This is a genomic window from Nocardia acididurans, from assembly GCF_016741815.1.
Taxonomy (GTDB): domain Bacteria; phylum Actinomycetota; class Actinomycetes; order Mycobacteriales; family Mycobacteriaceae; genus Nocardia; species Nocardia acididurans.
Map to the genome: position 1 here is coordinate 152,804 of NZ_JAERRJ010000005.1, position 14,163 is coordinate 166,966.

Genomic DNA, 14,163 nt, shown 5'->3' on the forward strand with positions numbered 1-14,163 from the left:
ACCCGAAAGTTTCAGTGCGGATAGTTGACACGCGGAACATTTGACGTAGATTGTTGCCAACGCAATATTCCGCACAGCAACTAAACGGAGGTTCCGATGACGACGCAGCGCTGGGTGGCGGGTTTCCGTGCGCCGCTGGTGAATCCGGCCGAGCAGATCCGGCTGGCCGAGCCGCGCGGGTTCGCCGGGGAGACCCTGCGGCAGGTCGTGCGGATCGCCGGGGGCGGGCAGCGGCTGCGGGTGCGGCTCACCAACCGGTACTCCGATCGGGAACTGGTGATCGGCGCGGGAGCCGTGGCGGTGCGCAAGAACGGCAGCGAGATCGCGCCCGAGACCAGCACCGGGATCCGGTTCGGCGGCCAGGCGCAGGTGCGGGTTCCGGCCTTCGGGGATGTGGTCAGCGATCCGATCGACCTGGCGGTGGAGCCGGGAACCCAGCTGGCGCTGAGCCTCCACCTGCCCGAGCCGACGGGTCACGCGGCCTTCGCGCACCTGCCGGTCGACACCTCGTGGATCGTTCCCGGCGATCAGGTCGACGCCCCCGCGCTGACCGACGCCGAGGAGAGCGGCTCCCGCTTCTTCCTGACCGGAATCGACGTGCTGACCGACGCCGAAGCCCCGGTGCTGGTCGCCTTCGGCGACTCGTGGTTCGAGGGCGTCGGCTCCACGCACGGCGAGAACCGCCGCTCGGTGGACATGCTCAACGAACGACTTGCCAAGGGCTGGGCGGTGAATCAGGGCATCGGCGGCAACCGGCTGCTGACCGATCAGGTCGGCGAGCACGGGCTGTCCCGCTTCGCCCGCGATGTGCTGTCGGTGCCCGGTGTCGCGGCGGTGTGGGCCAATTTCGGCATCAACGACCTGATTCTGGCCGAGCGCACCGCCACCGCCGCTGACATGATCGCCGGATACACCGAGCTGGCGCGGCTGGCCCACGCGGCCGGACTGCCGATCTACACCAACACCATCGGCCCGTTCGGCGGGGCGTACTATCCGGGACTCAATGTCGCCGAGGGCATTCCGGTGCGCTCCGAGCTCAATGCGTGGTTGCGCGCCACCGACGTCTTCGACGCGGTCTTCGATGTCGCCGCGGCCGTGCAGGATCCGGAACGGCCCGACTTCATCCGGCCCGAGTTCGACAGCGACGGTATGCATCTCAATGACGCGGGTCACCGCGCCATCGCGGCGGCCTTCGACCTCGAGGCGCTGCCCGCGGTGTTCGGCTGAGGGCCCTGCCGCAGCGCTGCCCGGACGGTTCACCCGAGCTGCCGGGCTCCCGCCGCCGCACCCTGCCGCAAACCGTTGGCCCACAGGTCGTTGGCGATATCGCGCCCGAGCCGCACGCCGCCGATGTTCTGCGAGAGATCCATATCCCCGCGGGCATCGGTGGCGTAGGCGTCGAAGGACCAGTGCACGCCGAGGAATACGCGGCTCTGCCCGTTCTCCTCGATCATCTGCCACAGCCCGCCGGGGAACACCCGGGAATGCCGGGTGCGGATCGCGCCCCGATTGTCGGTGCTGACCCCGTCGAGTTCGTCCGAGATGAAACCTATTCCGTCGGTGAGAGTGTCGGGTCCGTCGGCATGCACGCCGTAGAAGCGCCGGGTGACCTGGAAGGCCGCCGCGCCCAGCGCCGCGTGCCCGGAGGGGTAGGCGGGGAAGGCCGGCGTACTGTTGGCGGCGACGTCATTGCTGCGCGGTGCGCCGTGCGGCTCCCAGAACGGATCGCAATCGGCGTCCAGATCCAGATCCTGGCCGGGTGTGGCCTGCGGCCCGGTGGCCGGATCGTGCTCCCGGATACCGAGTACGGGCCGCCACAGGTTGTGCCGGTACTTCTCGTCCCAGCACAGGATCGCGGCGTCGGCCTGTGCCGCGTTGACCAGTGCGAACAACCGCGCGTTCTGCGCCACCGAATTGCCTCGCGCGGTGGCGATCTCCCGCACGATCTGGTTGTAGAGCCGAGGCGGCGTGCCGATGCAGCGGGCGGCGTCGTAGGCCCAGAAGATGGCGGCCAGGGTCTCCGCCGGTGTGCGCGTGCGGAATCCGGGCGGCAGGGTGGCGGCCGCGGCGGTGGCGATCCCCTTGGCGCGCACCTCCCGCAGGGCGGCCAGATAGCGCGGGTCACTGGTTTTGGGCGGCGAGTCCAGCGTGTATCGGCTGGTGACCGCGAAGCAGTGTGACCGAGCGCCGTAATGCGGTGCGTAGCAACCCTGTTCCGGTTCCATCGGATCGGCCCGATGGCCGGGCGCGACCGGGTCGGGGACGTATCCCTCGTCCGTCAGCGCCGGGTCCGCCGCCCGCGCCTTCAGCACCGCCCGCCCCACCGCCTGCCCGAACGCGCATCCGCGTCCCGTCCCGGGTCCGTGCACCCCGGCTTCCCGCAGCGCCCGGTCCAGCCGGGCGGTCTGGCCCGGATACAGCGCTGTCAGCGTGGTGTGCGCCGCGACCGCCATCGCCGCGTCGACGGACGCCCCCTCGGCCGCGACCGGCGGCTCGTCCAGCCAGCAGCCGTGTTCCGCCCCCGCGATCCCGAAATACGCGTCGTGCACGGCCAGCTGCACGATTCCCAGGGCACGCGAACTCCCCACCGCCCCGCGCACCCCTCCCTCCCCAGGCCTGATATCGGTGTGCGCCATCCGATCCGACTCCAGCGCCACCGCATTCCAATACAGCACCTGATCCACTTCCCCTGCCTCCCACTGCGTTCCGATCCGAGGGCGGGCGATACGCCGGGGCGGCTCCGCGGCGTATCGCCCGCCGTCTTCACGATTCGCGATCCCCCCGTGAATAGCGGCAGTAGTGCGCTACCCGATTTCAAGGGTGCAGGCATCCCCGGTCCGAGTAGCCGTGAATCTTCTCAACGGGTAACCGCGCCGGTCACATCCGGTGGAGTTCGAAGATGCGGAAGGTGCGGTGACCGGAGAGTTCGTGCTCGATCTCGTAGCCGGGCCAGAATTCGACGGCCAGGTCCCACAGCCGTTTTCGTTCCACACCGGTGATCTCGGCGACCGTGACGGCATAGAAGTCGTCGCGGATGTGGACCAGCGCGGTGGGGGCCGAGCGCAGGTTTGCCGACCAGGAGGGATGTTCGGGCCTACCCCAGTTGGAGCCGACCAGGATGATGGTGTCGCCGTGCGGGATATAGAGCAGCGAGGTCGTTCTGGGCAGGCCCGTTCTGCGACCGGACACGGTGAGCTCCAGGGACGGCAGCCCTGCGATGTCGAGGACGCCGCGGCGGCCCTTGGTGACTCGCCGCACCCCCCGATCCAGTTTCAGGATTGTGTTGCGGCGCTTCATGATCCAGCGCTTGGTGCCGAGGCGGCGGGCAACTCTGGGCAGTACTCTTCCGGGCATGACGGTTCCTCACGATTGACGGGAGTCCCGCGGCTGCGGACGTGCATGCTGCGTCTGCGTCGAAAATATCGACACGTCTTTGTCGTCGAGTATTCGTGCGGGATATCCCGGACGATGCCTCCGGCAGGTCGTCGGCGGAGGGCCGGCTTCTACTGGAACACGTTATCGCCACTTGACGGCGGTTGCCAATCGGTGAGGTGGGTCCGGTCGCGGGCGGGGTCGTACAGGTGCGACTGGGCGCAGTCCAGCGTCCGGGTCAGCGCGGGACCGACCAGAATCACTGCGGCCTGCCGCAATCCGGCCCGCTCGACCTGATCGGCGATATCGGCGAGGGTGCCGCGCAGCACCTGCTGTTCGGGCTGGCTCGCCCGATAGACGACGGCCACCGGGCATTCCGGGCCGTAATCGGCAACAAGTTCTTCCGCGAGAACCCGGATTCGGGTGACCGCCAGATGCAGCACCAGGGTGGCCCTGGTCGCCGCGAAATTCGCCAGCGCCTCGGATTCCGGCATGGCGGTGGAGCGCGCCCGGGTGCGGGTGAGCACCACCGACTGCACGAGTTCCGGGACCGTGAGCTCCGCGCCGAGCAGGGCGGCGGCCGCGGCGTACGCGGGCACGCCCGGGGTCACGTCCCACGGGATGGCGAGCGCGTCCAGGCGACGGGTCTGCTCGTGCAGGGCCGAATAGAGCGAGGGATCGCCCGAGCAGAGCCGGGCGACATCCTTGCCCTGCGCGTGCGCCCGCGCGCAGTGCTCGATGATCTGGTCCAGATCCAGGCCCTGGGTGTCGATCAGCTCGGCGTCGGGCGCGCAGTGCCCGAGCACCTCCGGGTCGAGATAGGTGCCCGCGTACAGGCAGACGGGCGACTTCCGGAGAAGGTCGCAGGCCCGCACGGTCAGCAGATCCGCCGCGCCCGGCCCGGCCCCGATGAAGTGCACTGTCATGCGGGCGAGTGTATTCAGGCGGTCACATCGAACGCGGCGGTGACCTTCCTCGGCTCGAGCCAGACCGCCAGTTCACCGGGCACGCCGTTGCGTGCGCCGAATTCCGCGGCACGATCCGCGCCCATGTACCGCGCGCCGATGGCGGTGGCGGTGCGGACCAGTTCGCCGATCTCCTCCGACACCCTGGTCACCCCCTGTACCTGCACGAACGCGTACGGCGGCCGCTCCAGATCCACCAGCAGCGTGACCCGGCCGTCGCGCAGGATGGATTTGCCCTTGGCCGAGGTCTTTCCGGTGTTGAACACCAGCTCGTCGCCGTCGAGGACGAACCACACCGGGGTCACCAGCGGCCGCCCGTCGCCGGCGGTGAAGGCCAGCTTCCCGGTCCGCGTGCCCTGCGACAGGAACTCCCGCACCTCGGGATCAGAGATGGATGCCATGTCCCCACCGTAGATCTTCCGGACGCCACGCCCCGGCTCCGCGCGGCGACACGCCTCTAAGACGCATCGGGGTTGTTCATAGAATGCACGGGTGCAGCACATCGATGCCATCACCGCCCTGAACGACCCCGTCCGCCGTCGGCTCTACGAGTACGTGAGCGGCCGGGGCGAACTCGTCAGCCGCAACGACGCGGCCGAGGCGGCGGGTATCCAGCGCACGCTCGCGGCGTTCCATCTGGACAAACTGGTCGAAGCGGGTTTGCTGGAAACCGAGTCGAAGCGGCTCAGCGGCCGCACCGGACCGGGGGCGGGCCGTCCCGCCAAGCTCTACCGCCGCTCCGGCGGCGAGTATCAGATCACCCTGCCGCCGCGCGACTATCGAACGGCCGCAGACCTTTTGGCCACGGTGGCCGAGGAGGCCCGGCTCGACACCGAACTCCAGGAGGCGGCGCGCAGGCAGGGGCGCGCCCTGCGGCAACCGCTTTCCGGCCTGCCCGCCGTCATCCAGGTACTCACCGCGCGCGGCTACGAACCGTTCACCGACGAGGGTACCGTCCGCATGCGCAACTGCCCCTTCCACGCGCTGGCCGAATCCCATCCCCCACTGGTCTGCGGCATGAACCTTGCACTGCTGGAGGGACTGCTCGGCGACGCGCCCGGCGTCCGAGCTCGCATGGACCCCCGACCCGGTTTGTGCTGCGTCGCTGTCGAGGTCTCTAAAACCAATGAAGATTGACATACAAACTCCGGACATGGTGAAGTGACCGTCATGAACGGCTATCACCTCGCCGAGATGAACAACGCCACCCTGCGCCATCCCCTGGACGACCCGCGCATGGCCGACTTCACCACCAACCTCGCCCCCGTCAACGCGCTGGCCGAACAGTCGCCCGGCTTCGTCTGGCGCCTGGTCGACGACGAGGGCTCCGACGCCACCTCGCTGCGCCCGCTCGGCGACGACGTCATCATCAACATCTCGGTCTGGGAGTCCCGGAAAGCCCTGTGGGACTACATCTACCGCTCCCACCACCTGGATTTCCTGCGCCGCCGCAACGAGTGGTTCGAACGCCCCCGCGAACCCATGATCGTGCTGTGGTGGATCCCCATCGGCCACACGCCGACTCTCGAAGAGGCCCTGGACCGCCTGAAACTCCTTCGCGCCCAAGGCCCTTCCCCGCAAGCCTTCACCCTGCGCGAGGACTACGACCCGCCGGCGGCTACCACTTCAGCATCGGAGCCGGAGACAGTGGGTGCTGCCGAACACGGGTGACGAACAGTTGCGCGAGCCGCTTGTGGAAGCCCGCGTCGGGTACCGCGCGACGCAGCGCGCCGTACTCGCGCCTCGGGAGCCCGAAGCGGACCACGCCCAGGGAGGCGTCGATGGCGTCGGCGCGGCGGAACAGTTCGATCGGGGACATCCGGGAACCGGCCGGGCGGAGCTTGTGGTGGTCGTCGATCATGGCCGAAACCAGTGGGATCAGGGCGGATTCACCGCGGTCCGCGAGCCACGTCCGGGACAGGTCGAGGGACGGGGGCAGGTAGTCGAACGTATGGGCGGTCCAGACGCCCAGGTCGTGAAAGGCGGCCGCGACCACGAACTCTTCACGGGTACCGGGCAATTCGTCGGCGGAGCCGCCGTAGTGCAGGTGCAGCAGATCGCACAGGCGCAGGACGCGAATCGCGTGGTTCGTGTAGGCGGCGCGGTCGGAACCGAGATCCGTGGTCCAGTGCTCCAGGATCTTCGCGACGGCCGCCGCTCCGGGATCGGATTCGATGGTGTAGTCCGACATGGGAACCCCTTCGATTCGGTTCAGATTGCGCCCTGTTCGCGGGCGCGCGCAACCGCCGAGGTGCGGGATTTGACGCCCAGTTTCGAATAGATGTGCACCAGATGGGATTTGACGGTGGTCTCGCTGAGGAACAGGCGGCGGCCGATATCCCGGTTGGAGAGCCCGTCGGCCACCAGGCGCAGGACTTCGATCTCCCTGGGGCTCAAGGTCGTATCGGGTTTGCGCACCCGGGTCATGAGTTTCGAGGCCACCGAGGGGGACAGTACGCTCTCGCCCGCCGCGGCCGAGCGAACGGCGGCCATCAGCTCGGCGGGCGGGGTGTCCTTGAGGATGTAGCCGCAGGCTCCCGCCTCGATGGCGCCGAGGATGTCGGCGTCGGTGTCGTAGTTGGTGACCACCAGAACGTTCGGGGGCGAGGGGAGTTCGCGGACGGCGGCGGTGGCCTGCGCACCGGATTTGCCGGGGCCGAAGCGCAGATCCATCAGGACCAGGTCGACCTCGGTCGTCGCGCAGAAGGATACGGCCTCCTCGGCGGTGGCCACCTCGCCGATCACCTCGACGTCGACCGAATCACTCTCCGCCACACCGGAATCCAGCAGGGCGCGCAGGCCCGCGCGGACGATGGCGTGATCGTCGGCGAGCAGGATGCGGATCATTGGTCCTCCAGCGGGAAGGAGACGGTGACCGCGGTGTGGCCGGGGTCGGACTCGACATTCATGGTGCCGCCCTGCTGTTCCACCCGGCTGCGCATGGCGACGAGGCCGAAGCTGCCCGACGGCGCGCGCTGCAGGACGGCCGGGGCGATGCCGACGCCGTCGTCCACCACATCCAGGTGCACGGCGTCATCGGCGTAGGTCAACGTGATTCGCATGCGGTCGGCGCGCGCGTGCTGCACCACATTGGACACCGCGCCCTGGGCGATCCGCACCAGGGCCGCCTCGACGGACATCGGCAGGCGCTGCGGCGCGCCCTCGACGAGCACCTGGGAATCCAGTCCGGGCGCCGCGGCCCGGCGCGCGATCCGGTTGAGCGCCTCGGTGAGCGACTGCCCCTCCAGCGCTGCGGGCGTGAGTTCCGCGATGAGCTGCCGGGTTTCGGCGAGATTGTCGGCGGCGGTCTCGCGGGCCAGCCGAATCTTCTCCAGCGCTGGATGATCCGGGGCGGCGCGCTCCACGGCGTGCAGCAGCATCTGAATACTGCTGAGCCCCTGCGCCACCGTGTCGTGGATCTCCTGGGCCAGCCGCTCCCGCTCGGCCAGCTTGCCCGCGGTGCGCTCCTGTTCGGCGAGAGTCTCTCTGGTGGCGAGCAATTCGTCGATGAGCCGCTGCCGGTCGGCGGCCTCGCGGAACAGCGCCTCGTAGCCGAGCCCGATGGCGACGGCGACCATCGCGCCCAGCAGCGGTCCGATCACGCCGCCGAAGGTCCAGCCGCGATGCAGTGCGAAACCGACGACGGCGACGGCGGTCGCGGCGACGACGGCCAGCATGCCCCACGCGCGCGGCAGCAGATGCAGGTAGAGGAAGAACAGGCCGAAGACCAGGTACACGGCCAGCGGCGCGACCGCGACCAGACCCAGCCACAGCGCGGTGAGCGCCAGCAGCCAGATCCGCGCGGCGCGCAGATTCCGCCGGAACCGGCCGCCGACGAAGTACACGCCGAGGAACGCCCCGGCCAGCACGATCACCAGGTAGGGGTACTCGTCGGCCATGACGGCCTGCACCGTCACGATCCCGGTCAGGATCACCACCAGCACATGCAGCCCGAGCTGCAGCGCGGCGAACACGGGAGTCAGGGGCGAGCGGTGCACGCCGACCAGCTTATGCCCGGCTACCCGAGCGGCATCCATCGAAAGTTGGAAACGCCGACCCACCCTTGGCCGGTCCCGGATTCGTCCCGCTCGACGATGGTTTCCGGGCGCGCCGGCGGAAGGGTGGAGGCATGTTCGTCGCACTCCGGGATCTGCGGGCCGCCCGCGGCCGCTTCCTCCTCATCACCACGGTGGTCATGCTGGTCGCCCTGCTGGTCAGTTTTCTCAGCGGGCTGACCGCCGGGCTCGCACACCAGAACATCTCGGCCGTCGAATCGCTCGAGACCTCGACCGTCGTCTTCTCCGACACCGGGTCGAGCCCGTCCTTCGACTCCTCCACGCTGGGCGAGGATCAGATCCAGGTGTGGCAGCGGGCGGGCGGCACCGTCGACCCGATCGGCATCAGTCGCGCGCGGGCCACCGTCGACGGCGCGTCGCCCACCCAGGTCGCCCTGTTCGGCGTCAGCGGAACACCATTCGGCAATCGAACAGTTACCGACCCCGGCACGGTGATTCTCAGCAGCGCCGCCGCCAAGGACCTGAACGCGCGCATCGGAGACACAGTCCAGCTGGGCACCGGCAACTTCACCGTGCGGGGCGTCACCGGCGACGACTGGTACGCCCATACGCCCGTCGTGTGGATGACGCTGTCCGACTGGCAGGCTCAGAACCCGCGTTCCGGCGCGGCCACCATTCTCGCGGTCTCCGGCGTGCCCGATATGTCCGCCGTCAATGCCGCCGCGCACACCACCACGACGACCACCTCGGGCTCACTGTCGGCCATGAGCTCCTACCAGGCCGAGAACGGGTCGCTCACCCTCATGACCGTCATGCTCTTCGCCATCTCGGCCCTGGTGATCGGCGCGTTCTTCACCGTGTGGACGGTGCAGCGCCAGCCCGACATCGCGGTCCTGAAAGCCCTTGGCGCGACGACGGGTTCGCTGATCCGCGATGCGCTGAGCCAGGCCCTGATCGTGTTGCTCATCGGCGTCGGCCTCGGAGTCGGCGGCACCGTGATCGCGAGCCTGTTCCTCGGTGACGCGGTCCCATTCGTGCTCAGCCTCGGCACCACCCTGTTCCCCGCGGCCGCCCTGATCGTCCTCGGCCTCGTCGGCGCAGCCTTCGCCCTGCGCTTCCTGGCCACCACCGACCCGCTCACCGCCCTCAACCAGGCCCGCTGACAGCCCCTGTCTCCCAGGAGTTTCCGATGTCGAACACCCTCACCATCGCCGATCTGACGCTCACCTTCCCCGACGGCGCGGACCGCATCACCGCACTCGACCACGTGAACCTGCGGGTGCGCGGCGGCGAGATCGCGGCAATCACCGGCCCCTCCGGCTCGGGCAAATCCACCCTGCTCGCCGCGGCCGCCACCCTGCTCCGCCCCGATTCGGGCCGTGTCGAACTCGAAACCGCCGACGGCACACTCGATCTCGCCACCCTGAACCGCCGCGCGGCAGCCACCCTGCGCCGCGAGGCCATCGGCATCGTCTTCCAGCAGTCCAACCTGATCCCCGCCCTCACCGCCGTCGAACAACTGGAGGCAATGACCCACCTCGGCACGTCCTGGTTCGTCCCCCCGTCCCGACGCCGCGAAACCCGCTCCCGCGCAAGAGATCTCCTGTCCGCCGTGGGTCTCTCCGGCCACGAGCACAAACGCCCCGCCCAACTCTCCGGCGGCCAGCGCCAACGCGTCAACATCGCCCGAGCCCTCATGAACAACCCCGCCCTACTGGTCATCGACGAACCCACCAGCGCCCTGGACCAGGAACGCGGCGCGGCCATCATCGACCTGATCGCCGGCATCGTCCGCGACCACAACGCCGCCACCCTGCTCGTCACCCACGACCTCTCCCACCTGGACCAGATGGACTCCGTCTACCGCATGGTCGACGGCGTCCTCACCCAGGAACGCAGCCTCACCCACCACACCGCCGCCTGAACCGCCGGGCGCTCAGTCGACCCAGTCCTGCAGGACGTATCCGGAGCCGCGCCCCTCGTGTACTCCATCGCTAGGGTGCGGGGATGGAGGTTGTGACGTCTTTGCCGGCGGATACGCCGTTGTCGCTGGTGGCGGAGCGGGTTCGGCGGATCGAGGGGCTCGGGTTCGATACCGTGCATGTTTCGGAGACGGTGCGGGATCCGTTTTCGGTGTGTGCGGTGGCGACGGAGCACAGTTCGACGGTGGTGATTCGGACCAGCATGGTGGTGGCGTTTGCTCGGAGTCCGATGGTTACCGCTTGTGCGGCTTGGGATCTGGCTCGGTTCTCGGGTGGGCGGTTCCATTTGGGGGTGGCCTCGCAGGTGCGGGGGAACATGGTGGGGCGGTATTCGGTGGAGTGGACCGAACCTGTTGCGCGGCTGCGGGATTACGTGGGGGCGGTGCGGGCGATATTCGAGGTCTTTCAGAGTGGAGGTGGGCTGGAGTATCGCGGAAGTCATTACACGTTCACGCGATTGCAGCCGTTTTTCAATCCGGGGCCCATCGATGTCGCCGCGCCGAGTATTTGGACCGGTGGGGTGAACGCGCGGATGTGTGCGCTGGCGGGGGCGGTGGCGGACGGGTTCGTGGCGCATCCGACGGGGTCGCATCCGCGGATGTTGGCCGAGCGGGTGCTGCCCGCGGTGCGGGCGGGGGCGGCGGAGTGCGGGCGAAGCGATGGCGGGCCACGGGTTGTCGTGGTGCCGAAGCCGATCACCGGGCGCGACGAGGGGGCGCTGGCGGTGGCGCGGGAGAAGGCGCGCAAGGAGTTGGCGTTCCTCTATTCGACGCCCGCGTACCGGGGGACGCTGGATCTGCTCGGGTTCGGGCACACCGCAACGGCTTTGAGCGAGGCCGCCGGGGACAAGCAGTGGGATCGGCTGACCGGGCTGCTGACCGATGAGATCCTGGATGCGCTTGTGCCGCAGGGGGTTTACGCCGATCTGCCGGGGGTGCTGGCGGAGTGGTTCGGCGGGGTGTGCGAGGGGATCGCACTGGACCCGCCGAACGATCCGCGGGATGACGAGGAATTCGGTGCGATGCTAGCCCGGATCCGCACGTCAGGCGGCGGCGGTGTGTCCGATGATGATGTTGCCGTATGAGTTTCGGGCGTAGACCTGGACGAGGTCCTCGGTGCCGGGCTGCGCGGCCGCCGGGTCGATGCGGTTCTGGACGTGGCCGTGCAGGGCGCTGGTCTCCAGGCGGGCCGCGCTGCCCGCTCGGATGCCCACCTGCAGGTCACCCATGTGGGTCTGCAGACGCAGGATTCCGCGTGCCGCCTCGCTGACGCTGATGTCCCCCTTGGCGGTTGTCGCGGTCACCGGTCCGGCGGGGCGTTCGACGGCGATGTCGCCGGAGGCGACCTCCAGCTCGCAGTCGGCGAATTCGCCGGTGGCCAGCAGCCGGCCGAGCGCGACGCCGCCCTTCAACCGGGTGCCGGTGGGCACCTCGATGGTCACCTCGATCGACGGGGTTCCGCTGAACGGCCCGAAGGGACGCCAGCTCTTCGGCGTGGTCACGCTCAACCGGCCCGCGCCGAACTCGACCCGGACCTGCTTGGCGGCGCGCACGTCGTTCTTGTCCGACGGGTCGGCCGGGCGCACCTCGACCACGGTGTCGGAACGGTCGGAGGCGATGACGTGCACCGTGCCGACGGGCACGTCGACGATGGCGGTGATGGGGTCCGGGGTCTGGAATGTGGGCATGGCTGTACTCCTCGAAATGCGCAGAATGGGTAGCGGGGTGAGTGGACCCCGCGGGTGAACTGTCGGCCGCTGTGGGCCGGAGTGGAACAAATCCAACTATACGTAGATGTATACGTACACGCAAGGGTGGAGGGCGGCCCGATGGAATTCCAGGTACCGGTCATCGACATCACGGCCTACGTCACCACGGGTGACGTGCACGAACGCCGCATAGTCGCGCGACGGATCGACGAGGCGGCACGGACGGTCGGGTTCATGCAGATCGTCGGACACGGCGTACCGCAGACGGTGATCGACGGACTGGCCGCGGCCATCGACGGATTCTTCGCGCTCGCACCGGAGGTGAAGCAGGGGTACCGGACGCCACCGGAGATCAATCGGGGGTACTCCCCGCCGAAGAGCGAGAGTTTGAGCCTGAGCCTCGGGGTCGAGTCGGCCAACCGGATGAACGACTTCTTCGAGGCGTTCAATGTCGGTGCGGCCGTGTCGGATTACCCCGGACTGGAGCTGCCGCTCGCGGACTATCCCGAAAACCTCTGGCCGCGTGAGGTTCCCGAGTTCCGCGCACTGGTCGAAGCGTACTTCCGGGAGGCCGGCCGGGTGGCGCGGACACTCACCACCGCGTTCGCGGACGCCCTGGAACTGCCCGCCGGATACTTCGAGCGATACACCGATCATTCGCTGGATGTGCTGCGGATGAACAACTACGCGCTGCCGCCGGGCGAGGTGGAACTCGACGGTGAGCTGACGGGCATGGGCGCACACACGGACTACGGGATCGTGACCGTGCTGTGGGCCGATCAGGCCCCCGGATTGCAGGTGCTGGGCGCGGACGGGCACTGGCACGACGTGCGGCCCGCCCCGGATGCGCTGCTGGTGAATCTTGGTGATCTGACGGCACGGTGGACCAACGAGCGCTGGCTGTCGACCCTGCACCGGGTCCAGCCGCCCGTCGTCGACGGCACGATCGAGCGCAGGCGCAGCGCGGCGTACTTCCATGACGGCAATATCGACGCCGTCATCGAGACGCTGCCCTCGTGCCTCGGCGACGGGAGCAGGTACGCGCCGGTCACGGTGGCCGAGCACATTCGCGCCAAGCTCGCGGGTTCGCGTGCCCTGCAACCGAATACGAAGGCCGAGCGGGAGGCAGCCCGAATGCGGTCGGCGCGCTCTCCCTACTGAACGGCCCGGTCGACGCGGGCGCGCACGGCCTCCAGCGCCTGAATGAGTTCGGGTGGCTGCCGGACGTGGAAGTCCGCGCCCAGGGCGACCAGCCGGTGCGCCACCCATTCCAGCGAATCGTCGCGATCCGACTCCATACGGCAGGTGGTTTCGTCCACCGGGGTGATGTCGCCGGGCAGATCGCCGAGCCGCCCGATGACGCGGTAGGCGGGCAGCTGGATGGTGACGTCGTAGCGCAGTGTCGGTGTGCCCCAATCGGTTCGCTCGCCGGTGACGTAGGCGGCGGCGTCGCGGGCGGGGAGTTCGCGCGGGGTGAAGCGGGCTCCGGTGGGCTGCGGGTTCTCGATGCGGTCGGCGCGGAAGCTGCGCCAGTCGTCGCGGTCCAGATCGAATCCGACCAGGTACCAGCGGCGGTGGGCGGGCACGAGTCCGATGGGTTCGAGATTGCGGCGGCTCTCCGCGCCGGAGGCCGCCCGGTAGGCGAAACGCACTCTCTCCCTGTTGGTTACGCAGGCGGCGAGGGTGGTCAGCACCTCGGGGTCGACGGCCGCGGCATCGGTGCTCGGCTGGATGGTGGCCGTGCCGAGGACGCGGACGCGGCGGCGCAGTTTGGCGGGCAGGACCTGTTCGAGTTTGGCGAGGGCGCGCACGGAGGCCTCCTCGATCCCCGCGATGGCCGAGCCCGCCGCCGCGCGCAGGCCGACCGCGATGGCGACGGCTTCCTCGTCGTCGACCAGCAGCGGCGGCATGGCGGCGCCGGCCACCAGGCGGTATCCGCCGGTGACGCCGAGGGTCGCCTCCACCGGATAACCGAGTTCGCGCAGCCGGTCGATATCGCGGCGCACGGTGCGGTCGGAGACGCCGAGCCGGTCGGCCAGTTCGCTACCCGGCCATTCACGCGGGGTTTGCAGGAGGGAGAGCAGGCGGAGCAGTCGCGCCGGGGTGTCTGTCATGACTCC

16 protein-coding genes are annotated in these 14,163 nt (G+C 69.0%); 7 read left to right on the forward strand and 9 right to left on the reverse strand.

The window, feature by feature from the left end; translation table 11 throughout:
- Positions 1–96 precede the first annotated feature (96 nt).
- Positions 97–1,227 carry a GDSL-type esterase/lipase family protein gene (locus tag JK358_RS13970; RefSeq protein WP_201947613.1) on the forward strand — a complete coding sequence of 377 codons (1,131 nt, stop codon included), beginning with the start codon at positions 97–99 and terminating at the stop codon, positions 1,225–1,227.
- A 29-nt stretch (positions 1,228–1,256) separates the two neighbouring features.
- Here JK358_RS13970 and JK358_RS13975 read toward each other — a convergent pair whose 3' ends face one another.
- From JK358_RS13975 to JK358_RS13990, 4 genes are all read right to left on the reverse strand, one after another.
- Positions 1,257–2,684, reverse strand: a complete 1,428-nt coding sequence (locus JK358_RS13975) for a vanadium-dependent haloperoxidase (RefSeq protein WP_201947614.1) — start codon at positions 2,682–2,684, stop codon at positions 1,257–1,259.
- A gap of 193 nt (positions 2,685–2,877) precedes the next feature.
- Complete coding sequence (locus JK358_RS13980) at positions 2,878–3,354, reverse strand: nitroreductase family deazaflavin-dependent oxidoreductase (RefSeq protein WP_201947615.1); 477 nt, start codon at positions 3,352–3,354, stop codon at positions 2,878–2,880.
- Positions 3,355–3,503: 149 nt separating this feature from the next.
- Positions 3,504–4,298, reverse strand: coding sequence for a precorrin-4 C(11)-methyltransferase (cobM, locus tag JK358_RS13985; protein ID WP_201947618.1), 795 nt, complete (start codon positions 4,296–4,298; stop codon positions 3,504–3,506).
- A gap of 14 nt (positions 4,299–4,312) precedes the next feature.
- On the reverse strand, positions 4,313–4,738 hold the full coding sequence (locus JK358_RS13990; RefSeq protein WP_201947621.1) for a PPOX class F420-dependent oxidoreductase: 426 nt from the start codon (positions 4,736–4,738) through the stop codon (positions 4,313–4,315).
- A gap of 91 nt (positions 4,739–4,829) precedes the next feature.
- Here JK358_RS13990 and JK358_RS13995 point away from each other — a divergent pair, with 91 nt between their 5' ends.
- Together JK358_RS13995 and JK358_RS14000 are read left to right on the forward strand one after the other, a co-directional pair.
- A complete protein-coding gene (locus JK358_RS13995; protein ID WP_201947624.1) occupies positions 4,830–5,474 on the forward strand; it encodes a helix-turn-helix transcriptional regulator in 645 nt (214 codons plus the stop codon).
- A gap of 33 nt (positions 5,475–5,507) precedes the next feature.
- A complete protein-coding gene (locus JK358_RS14000) occupies positions 5,508–6,008 on the forward strand; it encodes a DUF3291 domain-containing protein (RefSeq protein ID WP_201948367.1) in 501 nt (166 codons plus the stop codon).
- Here JK358_RS14000 and JK358_RS14005 read toward each other — a convergent pair.
- From JK358_RS14005 to JK358_RS14015, 3 genes are read right to left on the reverse strand one after another with little or no spacing between them, the layout of a single operon-like run.
- Entirely contained in the window at positions 5,956–6,528 is a 573-nt protein-coding gene (locus JK358_RS14005) for a hypothetical protein (protein ID WP_201947626.1), read from the reverse strand. The genes JK358_RS14000 and JK358_RS14005 overlap by 53 nt on opposite strands.
- A 20-nt stretch (positions 6,529–6,548) precedes the next feature.
- Complete coding sequence (locus tag JK358_RS14010; protein ID WP_201947629.1) at positions 6,549–7,184, reverse strand: LuxR C-terminal-related transcriptional regulator; 636 nt, start codon at positions 7,182–7,184, stop codon at positions 6,549–6,551.
- On the reverse strand, positions 7,181–8,335 hold the full coding sequence (locus JK358_RS14015; protein WP_201947631.1) for a sensor histidine kinase: 1,155 nt from the start codon (positions 8,333–8,335) through the stop codon (positions 7,181–7,183). Before JK358_RS14015 ends, JK358_RS14010 begins: the two co-directional genes overlap by 4 nt.
- A 131-nt stretch (positions 8,336–8,466) precedes the next feature.
- Here JK358_RS14015 and JK358_RS14020 point away from each other — a divergent pair, with 131 nt between their 5' ends.
- From JK358_RS14020 to JK358_RS14030, 3 genes are all read left to right on the forward strand, one after another.
- Complete coding sequence (locus JK358_RS14020) at positions 8,467–9,516, forward strand: ABC transporter permease (RefSeq protein WP_201947634.1); 1,050 nt, start codon at positions 8,467–8,469, stop codon at positions 9,514–9,516.
- 26 nt (positions 9,517–9,542) lie between these two features.
- Complete coding sequence (locus JK358_RS14025) at positions 9,543–10,277, forward strand: ABC transporter ATP-binding protein (RefSeq protein WP_201947636.1); 735 nt, start codon at positions 9,543–9,545, stop codon at positions 10,275–10,277.
- Between the two features lie 83 nt (positions 10,278–10,360).
- Complete coding sequence (locus tag JK358_RS14030) at positions 10,361–11,419, forward strand: TIGR03617 family F420-dependent LLM class oxidoreductase (protein WP_201947638.1); 1,059 nt, start codon at positions 10,361–10,363, stop codon at positions 11,417–11,419.
- Here the strand turns inward: JK358_RS14030 and JK358_RS14035 are convergent.
- Positions 11,378–12,022, reverse strand: a complete 645-nt coding sequence (locus JK358_RS14035; protein ID WP_201947641.1) for a DUF4097 family beta strand repeat-containing protein — start codon at positions 12,020–12,022, stop codon at positions 11,378–11,380. The two genes, JK358_RS14030 and JK358_RS14035, sit on opposite strands and share 42 nt — an antisense overlap.
- Positions 12,023–12,163: 141 nt before the next feature.
- Here JK358_RS14035 and JK358_RS14040 point away from each other — a divergent pair, with 141 nt between their 5' ends.
- Positions 12,164–13,204 carry an isopenicillin N synthase family dioxygenase gene (locus JK358_RS14040; protein ID WP_201947642.1) on the forward strand — a complete coding sequence of 347 codons (1,041 nt, stop codon included), beginning with the start codon at positions 12,164–12,166 and terminating at the stop codon, positions 13,202–13,204.
- Here the strand turns inward: JK358_RS14040 and JK358_RS14045 are convergent.
- On the reverse strand, positions 13,198–14,157 hold the full coding sequence (locus JK358_RS14045) for a helix-turn-helix transcriptional regulator (RefSeq protein WP_201947645.1): 960 nt from the start codon (positions 14,155–14,157) through the stop codon (positions 13,198–13,200). The genes JK358_RS14040 and JK358_RS14045 overlap by 7 nt on opposite strands.
- Between the last annotated feature and the right edge of the window lie 6 nt (positions 14,158–14,163).

Bases quoted from the DNA above. Each gene is read 5' to 3' on its own strand.
- JK358_RS14000 (WP_201948367.1), top strand. From the start codon at position 5,508: ATGAACGGCTATCACCTCGCCGAGATGAACAACGCCACCCTGCGCCAT.
- cobM (WP_201947618.1), bottom strand. From the start codon at position 4,298: ATGACAGTGCACTTCATCGGGGCCGGGCCGGGCGCGGCGGATCTGCTG.
- JK358_RS14020 (WP_201947634.1), top strand. From the start codon at position 8,467: ATGTTCGTCGCACTCCGGGATCTGCGGGCCGCCCGCGGCCGCTTCCTC.
- JK358_RS14005 (WP_201947626.1), bottom strand. From the start codon at position 6,528: ATGTCGGACTACACCATCGAATCCGATCCCGGAGCGGCGGCCGTCGCG.
- JK358_RS14035 (WP_201947641.1), bottom strand. From the start codon at position 12,022: ATGCCCACATTCCAGACCCCGGACCCCATCACCGCCATCGTCGACGTG.
- JK358_RS13980 (WP_201947615.1), bottom strand. From the start codon at position 3,354: ATGCCCGGAAGAGTACTGCCCAGAGTTGCCCGCCGCCTCGGCACCAAG.
- JK358_RS13990 (WP_201947621.1), bottom strand. From the start codon at position 4,738: ATGGCATCCATCTCTGATCCCGAGGTGCGGGAGTTCCTGTCGCAGGGC.
- JK358_RS14030 (WP_201947638.1), top strand. From the start codon at position 10,361: ATGGAGGTTGTGACGTCTTTGCCGGCGGATACGCCGTTGTCGCTGGTG.
- JK358_RS14045 (WP_201947645.1), bottom strand. From the start codon at position 14,157: ATGACAGACACCCCGGCGCGACTGCTCCGCCTGCTCTCCCTCCTGCAA.
- JK358_RS13970 (WP_201947613.1), top strand. From the start codon at position 97: ATGACGACGCAGCGCTGGGTGGCGGGTTTCCGTGCGCCGCTGGTGAAT.
- JK358_RS14010 (WP_201947629.1), bottom strand. From the start codon at position 7,184: ATGATCCGCATCCTGCTCGCCGACGATCACGCCATCGTCCGCGCGGGC.
- JK358_RS14025 (WP_201947636.1), top strand. From the start codon at position 9,543: ATGTCGAACACCCTCACCATCGCCGATCTGACGCTCACCTTCCCCGAC.
- JK358_RS14040 (WP_201947642.1), top strand. From the start codon at position 12,164: ATGGAATTCCAGGTACCGGTCATCGACATCACGGCCTACGTCACCACG.